The sequence below is a fragment of the Streptomyces sp. 796.1 genome (genome assembly GCF_047525675.1).
Taxonomy (GTDB): Bacteria; Actinomycetota; Actinomycetes; order Streptomycetales; family Streptomycetaceae; genus Streptomyces.
Genome location: NZ_JBLIWA010000012.1, coordinates 53520 through 69829, shown reverse-complemented (window position 1 = coordinate 69829; position 16310 = coordinate 53520). Strand labels below are relative to the sequence as shown.

The following is a 16310-nucleotide window of genomic DNA, read 5'->3' as shown; positions in this document are numbered from 1 at the left end:
CATGACCGAGAAGAGGCCCGTGCTCGTGGCCACCGAGGCGGACGACGTCACCGCCGACATGGTGATCACGGAGCTCAACCAGCTCGATGTGCCGGTCGTCCGCTTCAACCCGGCCGACATCGGGACGGACCTGACGGTCTCGGCTCGGTTCGGCACGTGCCCGACCCCTGTGGTCGGGCACGTGCGTACCCCGTCGAGAACGGCCAGCCTCGCCGACGTGCGCGCGGTCTACTGGCGCCGCCCCGTCTGGCCCACCTTCCCCGTCCTCGGGGAGCACGATGCCGCCTTCGCGGCGGCGCAGGTGCGCTACGGCCTGGGTGGCTCCCTGTACGCGTTGGAGGGTCCCACCTGGGTGAACCACCCCCTTCGCGTCGCCGAGGCCGACTACAAGCCCGCCCAACTGGCCACGGCGCAGCGTCTCGGACTCACGGTGCCGGCCACCCTGGTGAGCAACGACCCCGACGACGCGCGCACGTTCATCTCGTCCCACGATCGGGTGATCTACAAGACGCTGCGCTGGACCCCCTACCAGCGAGACGGCGTTTCGCTGACAGGTTGGACCGAGACGGTCGCCCCCGAAGAGATCGACGACAGCGTCCGCGTCGCGCCCCACCTCTTCCAGGCCGTCGTGGACAAGGTCGCCGACATCCGCATCCTGGTCGTCGGATGGCAGATTTTCGCCGTGCGAATAAGGTCCGGCCTCCTGGACTGGCGCAAGGACTACTCGGCCCTGTCGTACGAAGTGGTGGACCTGCCCGGCGAGTTCGAGAAAGCCCTCATGGCCTTCTTGAACCACTACGGCCTGGCTTCGGGGTCCTTCGACTTCGCCGAGGACCGCAAGGGTGACCTGTGGTGGCTGGAGTTGAACCCCAACGGACAGTGGGGATGGCTGGAGCCGCACACCGGTTTGAAGATGGCCGCCGCGTTCGCGGCGCTACTGGCTGGAGAGAACTGAATGACCGACACCGCGCACGAGCGGCGAAGCCTTGCGGACAAGCTCGCACAGGCGGGTGCCCTCACTACGCCGGCCTGGCGAGAGGCCGTAGAGGCGATTCCCCGCGAGTTGTTCCTGAACCCCGGCGTGTTCCTCCCCGAGGGGGGCCGGTGGCGGCCCATGTCGGCCCTCGCCACCGACTTAAAGGAGTGGATTCACACCGCCTACTCTCTGGAGACGCTGACCACCCAGCTCGATGGGCACCTCACCGCGGACCAGGTGAGTGGACTCGTGGCAGGGCTGCCCACCTCGTCCTCGACGATGCCGGCCCTCGTGGTCAGCATGATCGAGAGCCTGGATGTAGAGGACGGGAACACCGTGCTGGAGATCGGCACGGGCACGGGGTACTCCGGCGCACTGATGTGTCACCGCCTCGGCGAGGACAACTTCACCACCATCGAGGTCGATCCGGAGGTCGCCGCGCGCGCGGACGCCGCCCTGGAGACGGCCGGCTACTCCACGTGGACCGTGACCGGCGACGGACTCCTTGGGCACCCCCGGCGAGCACCGTACGACAGGGTCATCGCCACCTGCTTGGTCCGGCGCATCCCCTACACGTGGGTACAGCAGACCAGGCCCGGAGGGATCATCCTGGCCACGGTCGGATCGTGGGCCAACGGCTCGGGCCTGGCGAAGGTGACCGTGAACGAGGATGGCACGGCTGAAGGCCGGATCATCGGACGCGCCAGCTTCATGCAGGCCCGCTCTCAGGCGGTCAAGCCGGTGGACGGTGACCTTTCGGCGCGGACAGCCTACGCCCGCAGCGTACGGCAGACGAAGGTGACGCCGCTCGCGCTGGACGAGTGGACGCCTGCTTTCCTGGCCCAGCTCGTCGCCCCCGGCACCCAGCTCGTCCGCGCGGCCACGAGCAAGGGCGAACAACTCCTCTACCTCTTCGACCCCGAGCGCGAGTCGTTCGCCGAGTTCACGGAGAACGGGCCCGACTGGCAGGTTCGCCAGGGCGGGCCGGTCTTTCTGTGGGACCGGATCGAGAAGGCGCTGATCGCCTGGCAGATCGCGAACTGCCCCGACATCACCGAAGTGCAGCTCCGCATCACCCAGGAGTCGCACCGCTACTCGATCAAGGGCGACCCTGCGCTGTCCTGGGAACACCGCCTCGACTGAACGCTGGCAACCGCGGTGAAATCAACGAACCCCCGTCGATGCTTGGCATGGGCGGGGGTCGAACGCGCGTGGGTCGCCTAGGTGATCCAGCGTTCGGCGACTGGCCGTACCCACAGGGACCACACGATCACGAAGGCGACGAGGCCGATGACGCCGTACATCTGACGGCGGGCGATGGCTTGGAAGCCGGCGACCAGGGTCGCGACGATGCGGGTCAGTTCGGCGGAGTACGCCTGCACAGGTGATCGAGCGGTAACGGCCTGCGCTATCTCGTCGGTGAGGCGTTCAGCCTCGTCGTGGGAGAGCTTCGGGTATCGGCTGACCGTCGCTCTGATTCGGCGACGTAGCGGTGTGTCCATGACGCGGGGACCCCCCAGCTTGGCGAGGCAAAACCCTTTCCCGGACGGGAAGGGTCCGCTTTCATCATGAACCTGATTGAAACCGGATTCAAGCGAATAGATTGATAAATCCACTTAATGGCGACTGTGTGCACTTTAGCCGGTATAGCCGCTTCGGGGTCTATGGTGGAGGTACAGGCGAGTTACACCTTCGACAACCCCGAGGATGGGTTCCTTATGAGTTCGCCGCGACCAGCCCCAGCCAGTTGGCCGGACCTGCGATCAGAGATCGACAACGGCGACGGAGTTTGCAACACCAGCATGCGCGTCCTGCGCACCCTGGTGGGCAGCAAACGGCTGGACCCCCAGGACATCGAGAAGATTCAGGCGGAGCTGGACAGCCGCAACATCGGCTACCTGCCGCGCACACTCGGCCGGGCGGACACGCAGGTGCTGCTGTATGAGGAGGGGTCTCGGCTCGATGAGGTGCTGCGGGCCATCGAGGCCGCCCAGGGGGGCGAGCTGTCCGAGGCGGCGATGGTGCTGTTGCGCGAGGTGAACGAGAGCCCGCCGGAGCCGCCCACGCTCGAAGAGCTGGAGGCCATGGAGACGGCCACGGACGTCATGCGGAAGTTCCAGGCCGACTTCCGTACGGGGCTCCGGGGCCGGCGCCCCCCACGCCGAGGACGGTGAACTATCCGCAGGCGCCGACCAGTTGACCTGGTCGGCGCTTTGCTATGCAGCGAGCACTAAGGTAAAAGACTGGTCAAATGGTGCAGCATGGGTTGAATAGTCCGATTTGGTCTGTAATGTAGTGATCGAGGGCACACCAGAGCCCGAGGGACCGGCAACCCTTGTCAACCGGAGACGGCCCCACCGGGGGCCCCACAAACTACCCGGCACGCCCCCGGACGGTTCAGCCGTACGCGCGTCGCAGCGCACCGGGGCGCACCAGGGCGGGACCCCCTTGTCCGGGGGTCCCGCCCCAGGGCCGGCCACCCCCGGACACGTCACCCGCCGCTGCACATGAGCGGCACGACTGACTTCCGGGGACTGGCCACCTCTCTACCGACTTCGAGACAACGGGATGACGTTGCCGGACTCCTCGACGGCCAAGAAGTCGTGAGACCTCAAGAATTCGTCCCGAGCCGCATAGGCCGTCCCCAGCCCTATGTAGCGCTCAGTGGTTTCGATCGACTGGTGATTCAGAAACGCTTGCGTCATTCGCAACGCCAGGTCATAGCCGTGACGCGCAGCCGCCTCGAAGAACAGTCGGCCGGCCGAGCGACGCACCGCGTGCCACCTCTCACGAGGAAGGAACGGCAACCCTGCATTCGTTCGCGCCTCCACGAACCTGTCCCCCAACGTGTTGTATCCGATAGGGGCAGACAGGTCGACAGCTTCGGCATCGTAGGCGAGGCCGTACGCCCCACGAGGGAAGGCAGGAATCAGGTAGTCGTCGGCGGTAACCACCCCGTCGGCACAGCTGTAAAGCCAGGACAGGTAGATCCGCAATTCCTGCTCAAGCCCGCCGCTGATGACTTTGAAGTCGTAGACGCCGGTCTTTTGGATGAAGGTGGAGAGCCACTGATCGGCGAGGTTCACTGCTGGCGCCCGGAGAATGCGGACGTCTTCGATGCGCATCGCGGTGTATGAGGCGATGGCTATGGCGACTCGGCTGCGCGGGCATGGCGCGCCGTTGCGAAGCTGACGCAACTGTTCCGCGCTGTACCGTGTCCACTCGCGGTGCCGGTCCTGTCGTGGGGCGTACGCGCTGGGCGGGGCCTCTACAAGCCTCTTCGTGTTGCCGTATCGGTAGGCGTGGCTCATCACTCGGTTCGCGATCGTCCGGCGTGCGATGCGGATGTCGCGCGAGGCTCCGGCGTCGATGAATGCCGCGAGCTGCGGGCCGTCGATCGTTGTGATGGCTCGGGCTCCGTAGCCGTCAAACTCCAGTAGGGCCATGGCGTTTGACTTGTAGCGGTCCCATGTGGACCTGGGGGCGCCGACGGATTTCATGGTCCACAGGAAGGACCACGTCACGTCCGCTACTGTCGGTGTTTTCCTACTCACCTTCATCACTCTCCGTGAAGGCAAATCGGGACAGATGCCCACAGAGTACCCCGCTGTACTAGCTAAGGTAAATACTGCGCTGGTACGACGAGCTCCAGGTCGCCCAGGTGTCGCTGGCCCGGCTGGTGGGCGTCCGTGAGATCGAGACCACGCCGGGCCATGCCGGGGAGAAACCGGAGGGCAGGGACGTACGGGCCGACGAGGTGCGGTTCGGCTACCGGGCGGGTGCCGACGTCCTGCACGAGGTGACGTTGACGGTACGCCCGGGAAGCCGGGTGGCCCTGGTCGGCCCCTCGGGAGCCGGGAAGTCGACGCTGGGGCGGCTGCTCGCCGGGATCTACGCACCGCGCACCGGTGAGGTCACCCTCGGCGGCGCCCAACTGGCGCGCATGCCAGCGGAACGGGTACGCGAACACGTGGCTCTGGTCAACCAGGAACACCACGTCTTCGTCGGCACGCTGCGGGACAACCTGCTGCTGGCCCGTACCACCGCACAGGACGCGGAGCTGTGGGCGGCGCTGGCCGCGGTGGACGCGGACGGTTGGGCCCGGGCCCTGGACGGCGGACTGGACGCGGAGGTCGGCTCGGGCGCGGCGCACGCCCTGACGCCGGCGCAGGCCCAGCAGATCGCCCTGGCCCGGCTGGTGCTCGCGGACCCGCACACCTTGGTGCTCGACGAGGCGACGTCGCTGCTCGACCCGCGTGCGGCCCGTCACCTGGAGCGGTCGCTGGCCAAGGTGCTGGAGGGCCGGACCGTGGTGGCGATCGCCCACCGCCTGCACACCGCGCACGACGCGGACGTGATCGCGGTGGTCGAGGAAGGCCGCATCAGCGAGTTGGGCGGCCACGACGACCTGGTGGCGGCCGATGGCGCGTACGCCGCGCTGTGGCGCTCCTGGCACCAGTGACGCGCACCGGTTACGGGCGCCGGCGCAAGGTGCCCGGCCCGGCCGCCGCTCGCCCGAGGCGGGGCAAACGGCTGGGCCGGTCAGAAGACCCCGAGGGCGCCGAGTCCGCTCACGCCGCCCAGCACCATGAAGACGGGCATGAGCACCTTCAGCTCCACCCAACTGCCGGCGCGGAAGCGGATCGCCTTCGGCGGGCCGAGCGGATACCACCGCTTGCGGCCGATCGGTATGGGCCACAGGATCGGGCAGCCCGAGACGGTCAGCGAGTCGCCGATGTCGTGGACGAGCGCGCCGAGCACGATCGGGAGGCCCAGCCACAGGTACTCCTGGCCGTCGCCGGTGAACAGCCAGTCCGATCCGTTGCCCGGCCGGTTGAGGATCTCGGCGAGAATCCAGGCGCTCGTCGCGCCGAGGAGCCAGACGAGCACGTCGCTGGAGACCCGGGCCATCCGCCACAGCAGGCCCTCCACGGCGAGCACCATGTGGACGAAGAGCACGGCCAGGACCGCCCAGCGGCCTCCGGTCACGGCGAGCGCGGAGGCGCCGGCGCCGATCAGCACGGCCCACACCCACGTATGGGTGAGCGTGCGGTGGCCGCCGGTGCGCCGGGGGTCGCCGGGCTTCCGGGTGGCCTGGTAGACGGCGTGCGAGAGGCGGTCTATCACCTCGCACAGGGCTCGCGAGAGGGGCCCGAAGGCGCGCGATATCGTGGCCGACTTGTGGTCCAGGTCGGGCGCGAGCGCGGCTCCGGCGCAGATCAGCGCGCCCACCACGAGCACCGGCCAGGGCATCGCGTGTCCGGCGGCCCCGGCTGCCGCCCCCACCCCCAGCCAGGCAGCCGCTCCGGACAGCGAATGCGCCGGTCCCATCATCGTCGTTCCCCGCCCCTGCTCGCGCCCGCTCCCCGGCGGGTGGTGTTCTCATCGGCCCGGCACAGCCTAACCGTGGACGATCTTCATCGGCGCAGCCGGTTCCCGCCCGGAGCCCAAGAGCAGGCAGTATGGGGTCGTGACTCTTATCGATCAGATGCCGAGCGACGCCGATCCCGATGCCCTCTTCGAGGCGTTCTCGACCTGGGTGGAGGGGCGTGGCATTTCGCTCTACCCCGCCCAGGAAGAGGCGCTGATCGAGGTGGTGTCCGGGGCGAACGTCATCCTGTCCACGCCCACCGGGTCGGGCAAGAGCCTGGTCGCGGCGGGGGCGCACTTCGCGGCCCTGGCACGTGATGAGGTCACCTTCTACACCGCGCCGATCAAGGCACTGGTATCGGAGAAGTTCTTCGAACTGTGCAAGCTGTTCGGCACCGAGAACGTCGGCATGCTCACCGGCGACGCCTCCGTGAACGCCGACGCGCCCATCATCTGCTGTACGGCCGAGGTCCTGGCGGCCATCGCCCTGCGGGACGGCAAGGACGCCGACATCGGTCAGGTGGTGATGGACGAGTTCCACTTCTACGCCGAGCCCGACCGTGGCTGGGCCTGGCAGATCCCGATCCTGGAACTGCCACAGGCGCAGTTCATCCTCATGTCGGCGACGCTGGGCGACGTCACCCGGTTCGAAGAGGACCTGACGCGGCGCACCGGCCGGCCCACCGCCGTCGTGCGCTCGGCCACCCGCCCGGTGCCGTTGAGCTACGAGTACCGGACGACGACGCTGACCGAGACGCTGACGGAGTTGTTGGAGACCCGCCAGGCCCCGGTCTACATCGTGCACTTCACGCAGGCCGCGGCCGTGGAGCGGGCGCAGGCGCTGATGAGCATCAACATGTGCTCGCGCGCGGAGAAGGACGAGATCGCGGCGCTGATCGGGAACTTCAGGTTCACCACCAAGTTCGGCCGCAACCTCTCCCGTTACGTCAGGCACGGGATCGGTGTCCACCACGCGGGGATGCTGCCCAAGTACCGGCGTCTGGTGGAGCGGTTGGCCCAGGCGGGTCTGTTGAAGGTCATCTGCGGTACGGACACCCTCGGTGTGGGGGTGAACGTGCCCATCAGGACGGTGCTGTTCACCGCGCTGACCAAGTACGACGGGCAGCGGGTGCGCACGCTGCGGGCCCGCGAGTTCCACCAGATCGCCGGCCGGGCCGGCCGGGCCGGGTTCGACACCGCCGGGTTCGTGGTGGCGCAGGCGCCCGAGCACGTGGTGGAGAACGAGAAGGCACTGGCGAAGGCCGGCGACGACCCGAAGAAGCGCCGCAAGGTGGTGCGCAAGAAGGCGCCCGAGGGCTTCGTGAACTGGGGCCAGAACACGTTCGAGAAGCTGATCGGCTCCGAGCCCGAGCCGCTCACCTCGCGGTTCCGGGTGACCCACACCATGTTGTTGGCGATCATCGCGCGGCCCGGCAACGCCTTCGAGGCGATGCGTCGGCTGTTGGAGGACAACCACGAGCCGCGCAAGAACCAGTTGCGGCACATCCGCCGCGCCCTGGCCATCTACCGCTCGCTGCTCGACGGTGGCGTGGTCGAGCAGTTGGCCGAGCCGGACGCCGAGGGCCGGATCGTCCGGCTGACCGTGGACCTCCAGGCGGACTTCGCGCTCAACCAACCGCTGTCGACGTTCGCGCTCGCCGCCTTCGAACTGCTCGACCCGGAGTCCCCCTCGTACGCGCTGGACATGGTGTCCGTCGTCGAGTCGACGCTCGATGACCCCCGCCAGATCCTGGCCGCCCAGCAGAACAAGGCCAGGGGGGAGGCCGTCTCCCAGATGAAGGCGGACGGCGTCGAGTACGAGGAGCGGATGGAGCTGTTGCAGGACGTCACCTACCCGCGCCCGTTGGACGAGCTGCTGTCGCACGCGTACGGCCTGTACCGCAAGAGCCACCCCTGGGTGGGTGACCATCCGCTGTCGCCCAAGTCGGTGATCCGCGACATGTACGAGCGGGCCATGACGTTCACCGAGTTCACCTCCTTCTACGACCTGGCGCGCACCGAGGGCATCGTGCTGCGTTACCTGGCCAGTGCCTACAAGGCCCTGGACCACACCGTCCCGGACGACCTGAAGTCGGATGACTTCGAGGATCTGATCGCCTGGCTGGGCGAGATGGTGCGGCAGGTCGACTCCAGCCTGTTGGACGAGTGGGAGCAGCTCGCCAATCCCGAGGTGGATTCGGCGGAGGCGGCTCAGGAGCGGGCGGACCAGGTCAAGCCCGTGACGGCGAACGCCCGCGCGTTCCGGGTGCTGGTGCGCAACGCGATGTTCCGCCGGGTGGAGCTGGCGGCCTTGGACCGGGCCGATGAGCTGGGCGAACTCGATGCGGAAGCGGGCTGGGACGCCGAAGCCTGGGGCCGGGCGCTGGATGCGTACTGGGACGAGTACGAGGAGATCGGGACGGGCCCGGATGCGCGCGGCCCCAAGCTGTTGAGCATCGCGGAGCACCCGGATCGCGGCGTGTGGGAGGTGCGGCAGACCTTCGCCGACCCGAGCGGCGACCACGACTGGGGCATCTCCGCCGAGGTGGATCTGGCGGCGTCCGACGAGGAGGGGCGTGCGGTGGTCCGCGTGACGGACGTGGGGTCGTTGTAGCCTCCCTGACGCCGCCCGGGTCGGAGCACGGCCCGGCGGCGTCGCGCGGCATCCGAGCAAAGGAGCACCACCGATGCCCAACCCCGCAGAGCGACTGGTCGACCTACTCGATCTGGAACGCATCGAGACCAACATCTTCCGCGGCCTGAGCCCCGATGAGTCACTGCAACGGGTCTTCGGCGGGCAGGTCGCCGGCCAGGCCCTGGTGGCCGCCGGCCGCACGACGGACGGCCAGCGGCCCGTGCACTCACTGCACGCGTACTTCCTGCGGCCCGGCGCGCCCGGGGTGCCCATCGTGTACCAGGTGGAGCGGGTGCGCGACGGTCGGTCGTTCACCACGCGTCGGGTGGTGGCGGTCCAGCAGGGTCGGACGATCTTCAACTTGACGGCCTCCTTCCATCAGCCCGAGCCGGGTTTCGAGCACCAGGTGCCGATGCCCCAGGTGCCGGATCCGGAGTCGTTGCCCCGGCTCGGCGACGCGATCCGTGAGCATCTGGGGGAGCTTCCCGAGGCGCTGCGCCGCATGGAGCGGCGGCAGGCGTTCGACATCCGCTACGTCGAGCCGCTGCGGTGGACCCCCGAGGACATCGCCGAGGCCGAGCCGCGCAGCGGGGTGTGGATGCGGGCAGTGGGGCCACTGGGTGATGACCCCCTCGTACACACCTGTGCCCTCACCTACGCCAGTGACATGACGCTGTTGGACGCCGTACGGATTCCTGTGGAGCCGCTGTGGGGACAGCGGGGGTTCGACATGGCGTCGTTGGACCACGCGATGTGGTTCCACCGGCCGTTCCGGGCCGACGAGTGGTTTCTCTACCAGCAGGAATCCCCCATCGCCACCGGCGGACGAGGGCTGGCACGCGGTCAGATCTTCAACCGGAGCGGTGAGCTGTTGGTTTCGGTGATGCAGGAGGGCCTGTTCCGCCCGCATCGACAGCCGGCCACGGGGTCATGAGGGGCGGCGTCCCGGGGGCCTGCTGACGCCCGACGGTCGGCGCTCCCCGTGTCCCGGGCGCGCTCGGGTGCGCGGGCCGCGGGGAACAGGGGGCGCCTCGCGAGCCCGTCGGGCCACGGCGGTGCGCGTGAGCCACTCCCACACCGAGCCGGGCAGTGCTTGGGGCGTCGCCTGTCGGGGTGGCCCCTGGGGTGTGGCCGCGGCCGGGTGAGGGTGGACCGGGCTGGTCCGTGGGCTCTCCCGGCGGGTGTCCCTCGCGGTGGCGGCGACTTCAGGCGGGTTGGCGACGCCAGACAACCTGGCCACTCCGGTGGCAGCCGCGCGGTCAGCCAGCTCCGCGCGCGGCGCAAGGGTGGCAGCGGTCGGGTGTGGCCCCTGCCGCCCCGGGATCTGATGTGCCGGCGGGTGTGTCGCGGGTGGTGGTGCGGCGGGCACCTTGCGCGTCATGCGGACGTCCTCCAGGGCCGTGGTGAGTCCGATCTGATGCCAGATCACCTCGTCGCGGCCGTCCGCCGTCGTCACCCTGTCCACCACCTCACGCAGGCCAGCGGCCTTGGGTTGCACCGGGCTCAGCGGAGGGTCGAGCTCCCTGAGGTACGCCCGCTCGGCGGGGTCGGGAACCGCCTCGCTAAGGGCTTCGTCACCGAGCACGGCGGCCGAGACGGCGGCTCGCGACCACGGGTCGGCGCTCTGGGCGAGGAGTTGCCCCACCCGGCGGACCCGCCAGTTCCGCCCGCGCCAGTCGGCCTCCGTACGCAGCAGGACCCGAAGTCGCTCCGGCAGCCGGGGAGCGCTGACTTCGGGTTCGGCCGCCGCGTACGCCACCAGCTCCACGGCCAGGTACCACCAGACCACGGCGTGGTAACGGTTGATGGAGAATCGCACCGGGCAGACGCATCCGGCGCGGGCCAGGCGGGTGAAGCGGCCCGGGCTGATGCTCAATACGTCGGCGGCCTCGGCCGTGCCCACCAGGCGCAGTCTTCCTCGCAGCGCCTCGGCGGCGCACGGGTCGGCCACGAGCAGATCAACCTCCGCCCGAGAAACCCTGCGCCGCCACGACGCACCCGGCAGGGCCGGCCCGCTCCGGTGGTCGTCCCGGGCCGGCCGGCGCCACGGCACCGTCTCCCCCGCGCCCACCGAGCGCACCTCACCGAGTTGCACGGCGAGGTCCAGTTCCTTGCGCTGCCAACCCAGCTCCCGGGCCGCGCTGCCGATCGAGACCGTTGCCCCGAAGGCTGTCGCGTCCCCTCCCCACGCCCGTACGGTCATGGTGTCTCCCCCTCCATCAGTCGATCACGGACAGTGACGACTGTAGTCCTGGAGGGACCGTTCGCGGCGAGCCTGTGGATAACTTCGACGGGCGGGAAAACCGCGTCACTCAGACGGTGTCAGGCACCTCGTCCTGGCGACGCACCTCAACGCCGAGGTGTTCGCCGACGCGGTTCACGAGCAACGCCATCTCGTAGGCGATCTGCCCGACGTCAGCCTCCTCGTGGCTGAGCACGCACAGGCAACTGCCGTCGCCCGCCGCCGTCACGAACAGCACGCCTTCCTCGAATTCGATCATGACCTGGCGCACCTGACCTGTCTGAAAATGGTGGCCCGACCCCTTGGCGAGGCTGTGGAGTCCCGAGGCCACGGCAGCCAGGTGTTCCGCGTCTTCACGTACGAGCGACGCACTCGCCGCGGTCACCAAGCCGTCGTTGGACAGCACCAAGGCGTGCCGTATGTGCTCGATCCGCGTGGTCAGGTCGTCCAGCAGCCAGTCGAGCCCCTTGGTCAGTGCCATGCCTCTCGCCTCCCCGTACTGCGTACCCCGTAACTGCCGTGCCAGCCTTGCTCACTGCCGGCGTCTCGGCAAGCCGGCCTTGGCTTTGGAGCGCCCTTGTGCTCACCCTGACACACGATCATGACCGTGCCGGGCCTCCTGCGACCAAGCCGTGGCAGGCCGCTCACAACGCGGACGATCGGCTGGGCAGACATGTCGACTTCCGCATGACCGACGACGGATTCGGGGCCCGAAACTGAGTCTGCGTCAGCGCGGCGGACGCGCGGCGCGCCGGCCCGCCGGGCGTCACCCGGGTGTGCCGTTGGGTGTTTCGGGAGCCGTTCCGCGCGCCCGACCGGCACTGCCGGGCGTCGCGTCGACGGCTTGCAACACTCCACCATCATCACCGTCGGTGACGACTCGACTCGCGGTCCACTCTCGACGCCGCTCCGCGCGCGGGCGCGCGTGCCCACCCCATACGGCCATACGGGCGCGAGGCCACGAGCCACCCAACGCACCTCTCGGATTCGCCACACCCTCGCCGCACGCACGGCGCAACCCCGGCCTGACGGAGCGCCAGTCATGCGTGGTGCCGAGATTGCCACCAGCGCGAGTCACCCAAGACATGCGAAGCAAGCAGAGGGCCGCCATCACGCGACGAACCATAACCCTAGAGTTGACATTTAGAGTCACCTCTCTAGAACCTCCCAGCCGGGCCCCACCCGCCGGAGGGCCAACTCCCCCGCGAGGCGGCGAGCCCTCCGCACCTCGCCCGGCCGCACACCCACGCCCACCCACTTCAGCGGCAGCAGGCGCCGCGCCCCGCGCGCACATACGCGCGTAGCCCCTCGGCAGTGCTCAGCCCTTGTCGTCCGCGCCCGCGCCGGCGCCCGATGAGGGTTGCTGCGCCAACCGGCCCACCGGGCAGCCGGCCGCGAGCCCGCGTTGACCGTCGGCGCGGGCGCCCCGTCCCGCCGGGAAGGTGCCGAGTTCGGCCAGTACGTAGCCGTGCGGATAGCCCTTGATCTGCGGGTTCTGTCGGGCGTAGTGCGGCTTGCGACGCGGCGGCAGCAGTCGCACTGCCTTGCCGCGCAGGCGCAGCGCGCCACGTACCGCTCCGGTGGTCAGCGGCCCGGCGGCCGGGTAGCGGAAGGCGCGGCGCAGGGGCTCGTCGAGCAGGGCCAGGCTCGCCGCATTCACCAACGGTGCGAGCGGTCGCGGATACCAAGAGGCCATCAGCGCGCGGGTGGCGTCGGCCACCTGTCGGCCGCCCTCGTCCCAGCCGAAGTGGTCCGCCTCGTATTGGTCGAGGTATTGCTCGAATTCCTCGTAGGACGCCGGGATGTCCCTGATTCCCATATGCCGACCGAGCGTACGGAAATAGTGGGCCGAAGCCTGCTTCTCCTTTTCGCACATCCGGCGCCAACCGTACGCGTCCACCCAGCGTTTGGGGACGACGACGAACGTGCTCAGGACATAGCGCATATCGTCGTTGCTGATGTCGTAGGAACCGTGCATCTGGTTCATGCGGCGGATCGCCGTACGCCCCTCGGTCGCACTGAATCCATGCTCAAGCACCGCGTCGAGCAGCAACGCGGTGTCGTCGTAGCGCTTCTGGGTACGTGCGGTGAATTCGCTGGTCCTGGCCAGCAGCCCACCGACGCTCGGCACCGCATAAGTACGGAAGAGGGCTAGTTCGAGCGCGCGCGTGAGGTCCCAGGGGAACTCGTGAGTGACCGTGATGCGATAGATCCGGAGGAAGTCGCGCTCCGGGTCGAGCCGCTGAATCTCTCGCAGCCAATCGTACCGCCGCATGGCACCGGTTTCCCTTCGTTGAACTCCAGGGGCACCGTGCCCAAAGGTCAACTCTAGGGGTGGCGAGCCGTAGCCGGCAGAAACAGTGCGACGCAGGTCAAAGGGTGACCGGAATTGCCCTATTGACTACGGCAAACCTTCGTATCGCGCTACGGAATGGGGCAGGCACGCCGACGTTCGACCGCTCGGCCGTACCCGTCAGCCCCGGCCGCCGGCAGCCGGGCCCGGCGCTAAGCCGTGCCGGAAGCATGCCGTCCGCCGCACAGGTGTGCACGGTGAGGGGGCCACTGGCGCACCCCGTGCAGGTCGTGTCGAAGGTATCGACGCTGTGGTTACCCGCTGGTTAAGGTGCGCCGGCAAACGGAACGTACGGGGAGGCTGTGGTGGCCATGGCGGACGATTCGCACGACGAGGCGCTGTACGTACTCACTGCGGTGTTGCTCACGCCGGCGCGGTTCCCGAGCGTCCTGGGCGACGACTATCCGCAGGTGTGCGAGGTGCTGGGGCTGGCGGCGCGCCCCGACGGCTACGGTCTGGTGCTCGGTCAGGACGGCTCGGGTGCCAGGTGGACCGTGGTGACCGACGACGTGTCGCTGGTCGCCTGCGCCCTCGCCGCCTGGGACTGCGGCATGGAGTTCGACCTGACGCCCGGCGCCCGCAGCGTGGTGGGCGCCCTGCCGGGTTGGCCGCTCGCCCTCGCGGTCGCCGCGCCCGGGGTGCCCGCGCCCCACGATCCGGAGCCGGAGCCGGGCCCCGACGGGCTGGTCCGGCCGCCGCTCAGCCCGCCGGACTGCGCGGGGTGGGGGCCTGCGCAACGGCGGCTCGGCGCGGATGAGATCGCGTCGCAGTGGTCGGTGTGGCGTGCGCAGGTGGGTGGTGACGAGGCGTTCCACTCGCCGGGCGGCGGCGTCGGCGGGTCGATCGCGCCCGACTCCGCGACCGGTCGAGCCGCAGGGGACGCCCGTCGCGGTGCCACGCCGGTCGATCCGGACGCTGACGGCGACTCGACCACGACCACCGCGGAATCGACACCTCCGGGCGGGCCGAGCCATGCCGGCGTACGCCGGGTGCTCCAGGAGGCGCGCAGCTACCTCCGCACTCCCCCGCCGCCGGGCCGGGTGCGTTCCGCGTACGCGTCGGGCGAGGCCCGCACGCTGCGGGCCGACGGGCCGGGGTGGAGCCTGGTGGCGCGGACCGACGACATCGCGTTCGTGCTGCTGGACGAGGAGCCGGGCGAGGTACTACCGGTGGGCCGCGGCCCCGAGTTGCCCGCGCTGCTGTCCGCCCTGGACTCGCTGGCCACGCGCCCGGCGACGCCGTCGGGTGGGTGATGTAGCGCGGCCTGTCCTGGGCAGCCTGAGGGGCTGGGACAACGATCCGCGTACAGAGGTAGAGGTGTCCTCTCCCGCGCGGAGGAGGCCGGAGTCCGTCCGACAGTCGGTGCCGTACGGACCCCGGCCACACACGGCACGCGGGTTCAGCGCTTGAGCGTGAACGTGAAGTCGCCGCAGAGCTTGCCGCCCAGTCGGACGGCTGAGACGAGCTTGCCTGCCACGATCAGTCGTTCGACCTCGGCCCGTGAGAGGCCGCAGCCGTCAGCGATCAGGCGTACCGGTCGGATCGGGATGCGGGCCGCGAAGCGAACCGAGACGTCGATCACCTCTTGGTCCAAGTGGTGCGAACCACCGGTGTCGAGGTGCCAGGCACCGTCCCAGTCCAATGCCATGCGATTGCGGCGCTGCACAGCCGGGTCCTGGAGCAACTCGGCTGCCAGCACAGGGTCGTTGGCATGCATCCGGTCCAGCAAGGCGGGGCGGATGGAGCGGACGTTCACCCGTTCCAGGACCGTGAGCTTGACCGTTTCACCGCAGCCCGTGCAGAGCAGCAGGAGCCAGGCGTCGATGAGCTTGTGGTTGGCGTTGACGCGGAACTTTCCGTTCGCCCGGAAGCGTTCGGACGCACATGTGTGGCAGCGGCGTCGAACAAGAGGAAGGCAGGCCGGCATGACCACCCAGATATTGAGCACAGAAGTACACCAGTTCCAGTGAGAAACCGCAGCGAATCAGCGCGGCGCGTGAGCGCGACGCGCGACAGATCAGCGCTTAGGGGGTCTCACAGGGTGTACAACGGCATGTCCTCGCGTAGGCGATCTCGTTCCCCGGCAGGTTAGGGACGGATGGCGGCGTGCTGCCACCGAATTTCCGGAGCCTGCCGGACGGGTCGGCGAAGCTGCCCTCATTCCCTTTAGGTCAAAGGGAGTTCGCCTACGACCTCGTCGCCGCTGGTCTCGCCGGTGCGCTGGAATCCGAGCGCACGGTAGAAGCCCTCGGGGCCGTCCGGGCCGGGGTGCCAGGTGGCGGTGAGTCGGGTGCCGCCGCGGCGGCGTATCTCCGCTGCCAGTTCCGCGATCGCGAAGCGGCCGTAGCCGCGGCCCTGTTCACCCGCGGCCACGGCAAGGCGCCAGAGGCCGGAGCGGACGTCGGTGCGACTGCCGTCGGCCTTCCAGTCGATGTCGAAGAAGCCCATCAGGAAGCCGACGGCCCGTTCCCCGTCAACGATGAGGCGGGGCCAGGCGACGTCCGGGTGCACGTACGCCTCAGCCAGGGACTTGACCACCGGCGCGACCAGGTGCTCTTGCTCCGGGCTGACCCGTAGGTTGATCGCGGCCTCGAAGTTGGCCGGGGTGATCTCTTGGAGGCGGGGCGTGCTCGACATGGTGTCACCCTAGGCCAGCAGGTGTGGGGTGGGCTGCGCGCTCCCACTGCACGGCGCGGGCCGCCCCCAACACCCCTGCCGGACGGGCACGGGCCGC

At 69.2% G+C, this 16310-nt stretch carries 14 protein-coding genes and 1 pseudogene; 7 read left to right on the top strand and 8 right to left on the bottom strand.

What is annotated here, in order from left to right; genetic code table 11:
- Nucleotide 1 precedes the first annotated feature (1 nt).
- Both tgmB and tgmC read left to right on the top strand, forming a co-directional pair.
- Nucleotides 2–955, top strand: a complete 954-nt coding sequence (tgmB, locus tag ACMA1D_RS10575) for an ATP-grasp ribosomal peptide maturase (protein ID WP_414723621.1) — start codon at nt 2–4, stop codon at nt 953–955.
- Nucleotides 956–2119, top strand: coding sequence for an ATP-grasp peptide maturase system methyltransferase (gene tgmC / locus ACMA1D_RS10570; protein ID WP_414723620.1), 1164 nt, complete (start codon nt 956–958; stop codon nt 2117–2119).
- 77 nt (nt 2120–2196) lie between these two features.
- Here the strand turns inward: tgmC and ACMA1D_RS10565 are convergent, their stop codons facing one another.
- Nucleotides 2197–2478 (bottom strand): hypothetical protein, encoded by a 282-nt coding sequence (locus ACMA1D_RS10565; protein ID WP_414723619.1) that lies wholly within the window; start codon nt 2476–2478, stop codon nt 2197–2199.
- Nucleotides 2479–2694: 216 nt separating this feature from the next.
- Here ACMA1D_RS10565 and ACMA1D_RS10560 point away from each other — a divergent pair, with 216 nt between their 5' ends.
- Nucleotides 2695–3150: a hypothetical protein gene (locus ACMA1D_RS10560; RefSeq protein ID WP_414723618.1), complete on the top strand. Its 456-nt coding sequence runs from the start codon at nt 2695–2697 to the stop codon at nt 3148–3150.
- A gap of 372 nt (nt 3151–3522) precedes the next feature.
- Here the strand turns inward: ACMA1D_RS10560 and ACMA1D_RS10555 are convergent, their stop codons facing one another.
- Nucleotides 3523–4500 (bottom strand): hypothetical protein, encoded by a 978-nt coding sequence (locus ACMA1D_RS10555; RefSeq protein WP_414723617.1) that lies wholly within the window; start codon nt 4498–4500, stop codon nt 3523–3525.
- A 101-nt stretch (nt 4501–4601) separates the two neighbouring features.
- Between ACMA1D_RS10555 and ACMA1D_RS10550 the strand changes: the two are divergent.
- A pseudogene (locus tag ACMA1D_RS10550) lies at nt 4602–5438 on the top strand (ABC transporter ATP-binding protein); the annotation flags it as partial.
- An 80-nt stretch (nt 5439–5518) separates the two neighbouring features.
- Here the strand turns inward: ACMA1D_RS10550 and ACMA1D_RS10545 are convergent.
- A complete protein-coding gene (locus ACMA1D_RS10545) occupies nt 5519–6310 on the bottom strand; it encodes a metal-dependent hydrolase (RefSeq protein WP_414723616.1) in 792 nt (263 codons plus the stop codon).
- A 136-nt stretch (nt 6311–6446) separates the two neighbouring features.
- Here ACMA1D_RS10545 and ACMA1D_RS10540 point away from each other — a divergent pair, with 136 nt between their 5' ends.
- Both ACMA1D_RS10540 and ACMA1D_RS10535 read left to right on the top strand, forming a co-directional pair.
- The gene (locus tag ACMA1D_RS10540; RefSeq protein WP_414723615.1) at nt 6447–8960 is read left to right on the top strand and encodes a DEAD/DEAH box helicase; all 2514 of its coding nucleotides are present in this window, start codon (nt 6447–6449) and stop codon (nt 8958–8960) included.
- Between the two features lie 73 nt (nt 8961–9033).
- Nucleotides 9034–9915, top strand: coding sequence for an acyl-CoA thioesterase (locus ACMA1D_RS10535; RefSeq protein WP_414723614.1), 882 nt, complete (start codon nt 9034–9036; stop codon nt 9913–9915).
- Here the strand turns inward: ACMA1D_RS10535 and ACMA1D_RS10530 are convergent.
- From ACMA1D_RS10530 to ACMA1D_RS10520, 3 genes are all read right to left on the bottom strand, one after another.
- Nucleotides 9910–11184, bottom strand: a complete 1275-nt coding sequence (locus tag ACMA1D_RS10530) for a DUF6397 family protein (protein WP_414723613.1) — start codon at nt 11182–11184, stop codon at nt 9910–9912. The two genes, ACMA1D_RS10535 and ACMA1D_RS10530, sit on opposite strands and share 6 nt — an antisense overlap.
- Before the next feature lie 109 nt (nt 11185–11293).
- Nucleotides 11294–11704, bottom strand: a complete 411-nt coding sequence (locus ACMA1D_RS10525; RefSeq protein WP_349991659.1) for a roadblock/LC7 domain-containing protein — start codon at nt 11702–11704, stop codon at nt 11294–11296.
- An 837-nt stretch (nt 11705–12541) separates the two neighbouring features.
- Nucleotides 12542–13498 (bottom strand): oxygenase MpaB family protein, encoded by a 957-nt coding sequence (locus ACMA1D_RS10520; protein WP_414723612.1) that lies wholly within the window; start codon nt 13496–13498, stop codon nt 12542–12544.
- A gap of 389 nt (nt 13499–13887) precedes the next feature.
- Between ACMA1D_RS10520 and ACMA1D_RS10515 the strand changes: the two genes are divergently transcribed.
- Nucleotides 13888–14829 (top strand): hypothetical protein, encoded by a 942-nt coding sequence (locus ACMA1D_RS10515; protein WP_414723611.1) that lies wholly within the window; start codon nt 13888–13890, stop codon nt 14827–14829.
- Between the two features lie 146 nt (nt 14830–14975).
- Here the strand turns inward: ACMA1D_RS10515 and ACMA1D_RS10510 are convergent, their stop codons facing one another.
- On the bottom strand, nt 14976–15524 hold the full coding sequence (locus ACMA1D_RS10510; RefSeq protein WP_414723610.1) for a DUF1062 domain-containing protein: 549 nt from the start codon (nt 15522–15524) through the stop codon (nt 14976–14978).
- 218 nt (nt 15525–15742) lie between these two features.
- Complete coding sequence (locus ACMA1D_RS10505) at nt 15743–16213, bottom strand: GNAT family N-acetyltransferase (protein ID WP_414723609.1); 471 nt, start codon at nt 16211–16213, stop codon at nt 15743–15745.
- Nucleotides 16214–16310 lie beyond the last annotated feature (97 nt).

Bases quoted from the DNA above. Each gene is read 5' to 3' on its own strand.
- tgmB (WP_414723621.1), top strand. From the start codon at position 2: ATGACCGAGAAGAGGCCCGTGCTCGTGGCCACCGAGGCGGACGACGTC.
- tgmC (WP_414723620.1), top strand. From the start codon at position 956: ATGACCGACACCGCGCACGAGCGGCGAAGCCTTGCGGACAAGCTCGCA.
- ACMA1D_RS10565 (WP_414723619.1), bottom strand. From the start codon at position 2,478: ATGGACACACCGCTACGTCGCCGAATCAGAGCGACGGTCAGCCGATAC.
- ACMA1D_RS10560 (WP_414723618.1), top strand. From the start codon at position 2,695: ATGAGTTCGCCGCGACCAGCCCCAGCCAGTTGGCCGGACCTGCGATCA.
- ACMA1D_RS10545 (WP_414723616.1), bottom strand. From the start codon at position 6,310: ATGATGGGACCGGCGCATTCGCTGTCCGGAGCGGCTGCCTGGCTGGGG.
- ACMA1D_RS10535 (WP_414723614.1), top strand. From the start codon at position 9,034: ATGCCCAACCCCGCAGAGCGACTGGTCGACCTACTCGATCTGGAACGC.
- ACMA1D_RS10530 (WP_414723613.1), bottom strand. From the start codon at position 11,184: ATGACCGTACGGGCGTGGGGAGGGGACGCGACAGCCTTCGGGGCAACG.
- ACMA1D_RS10525 (WP_349991659.1), bottom strand. From the start codon at position 11,704: ATGGCACTGACCAAGGGGCTCGACTGGCTGCTGGACGACCTGACCACG.
- ACMA1D_RS10520 (WP_414723612.1), bottom strand. From the start codon at position 13,498: ATGCGGCGGTACGATTGGCTGCGAGAGATTCAGCGGCTCGACCCGGAG.
- ACMA1D_RS10515 (WP_414723611.1), top strand. From the start codon at position 13,888: ATGGCGGACGATTCGCACGACGAGGCGCTGTACGTACTCACTGCGGTG.
- ACMA1D_RS10505 (WP_414723609.1), bottom strand. From the start codon at position 16,213: ATGTCGAGCACGCCCCGCCTCCAAGAGATCACCCCGGCCAACTTCGAG.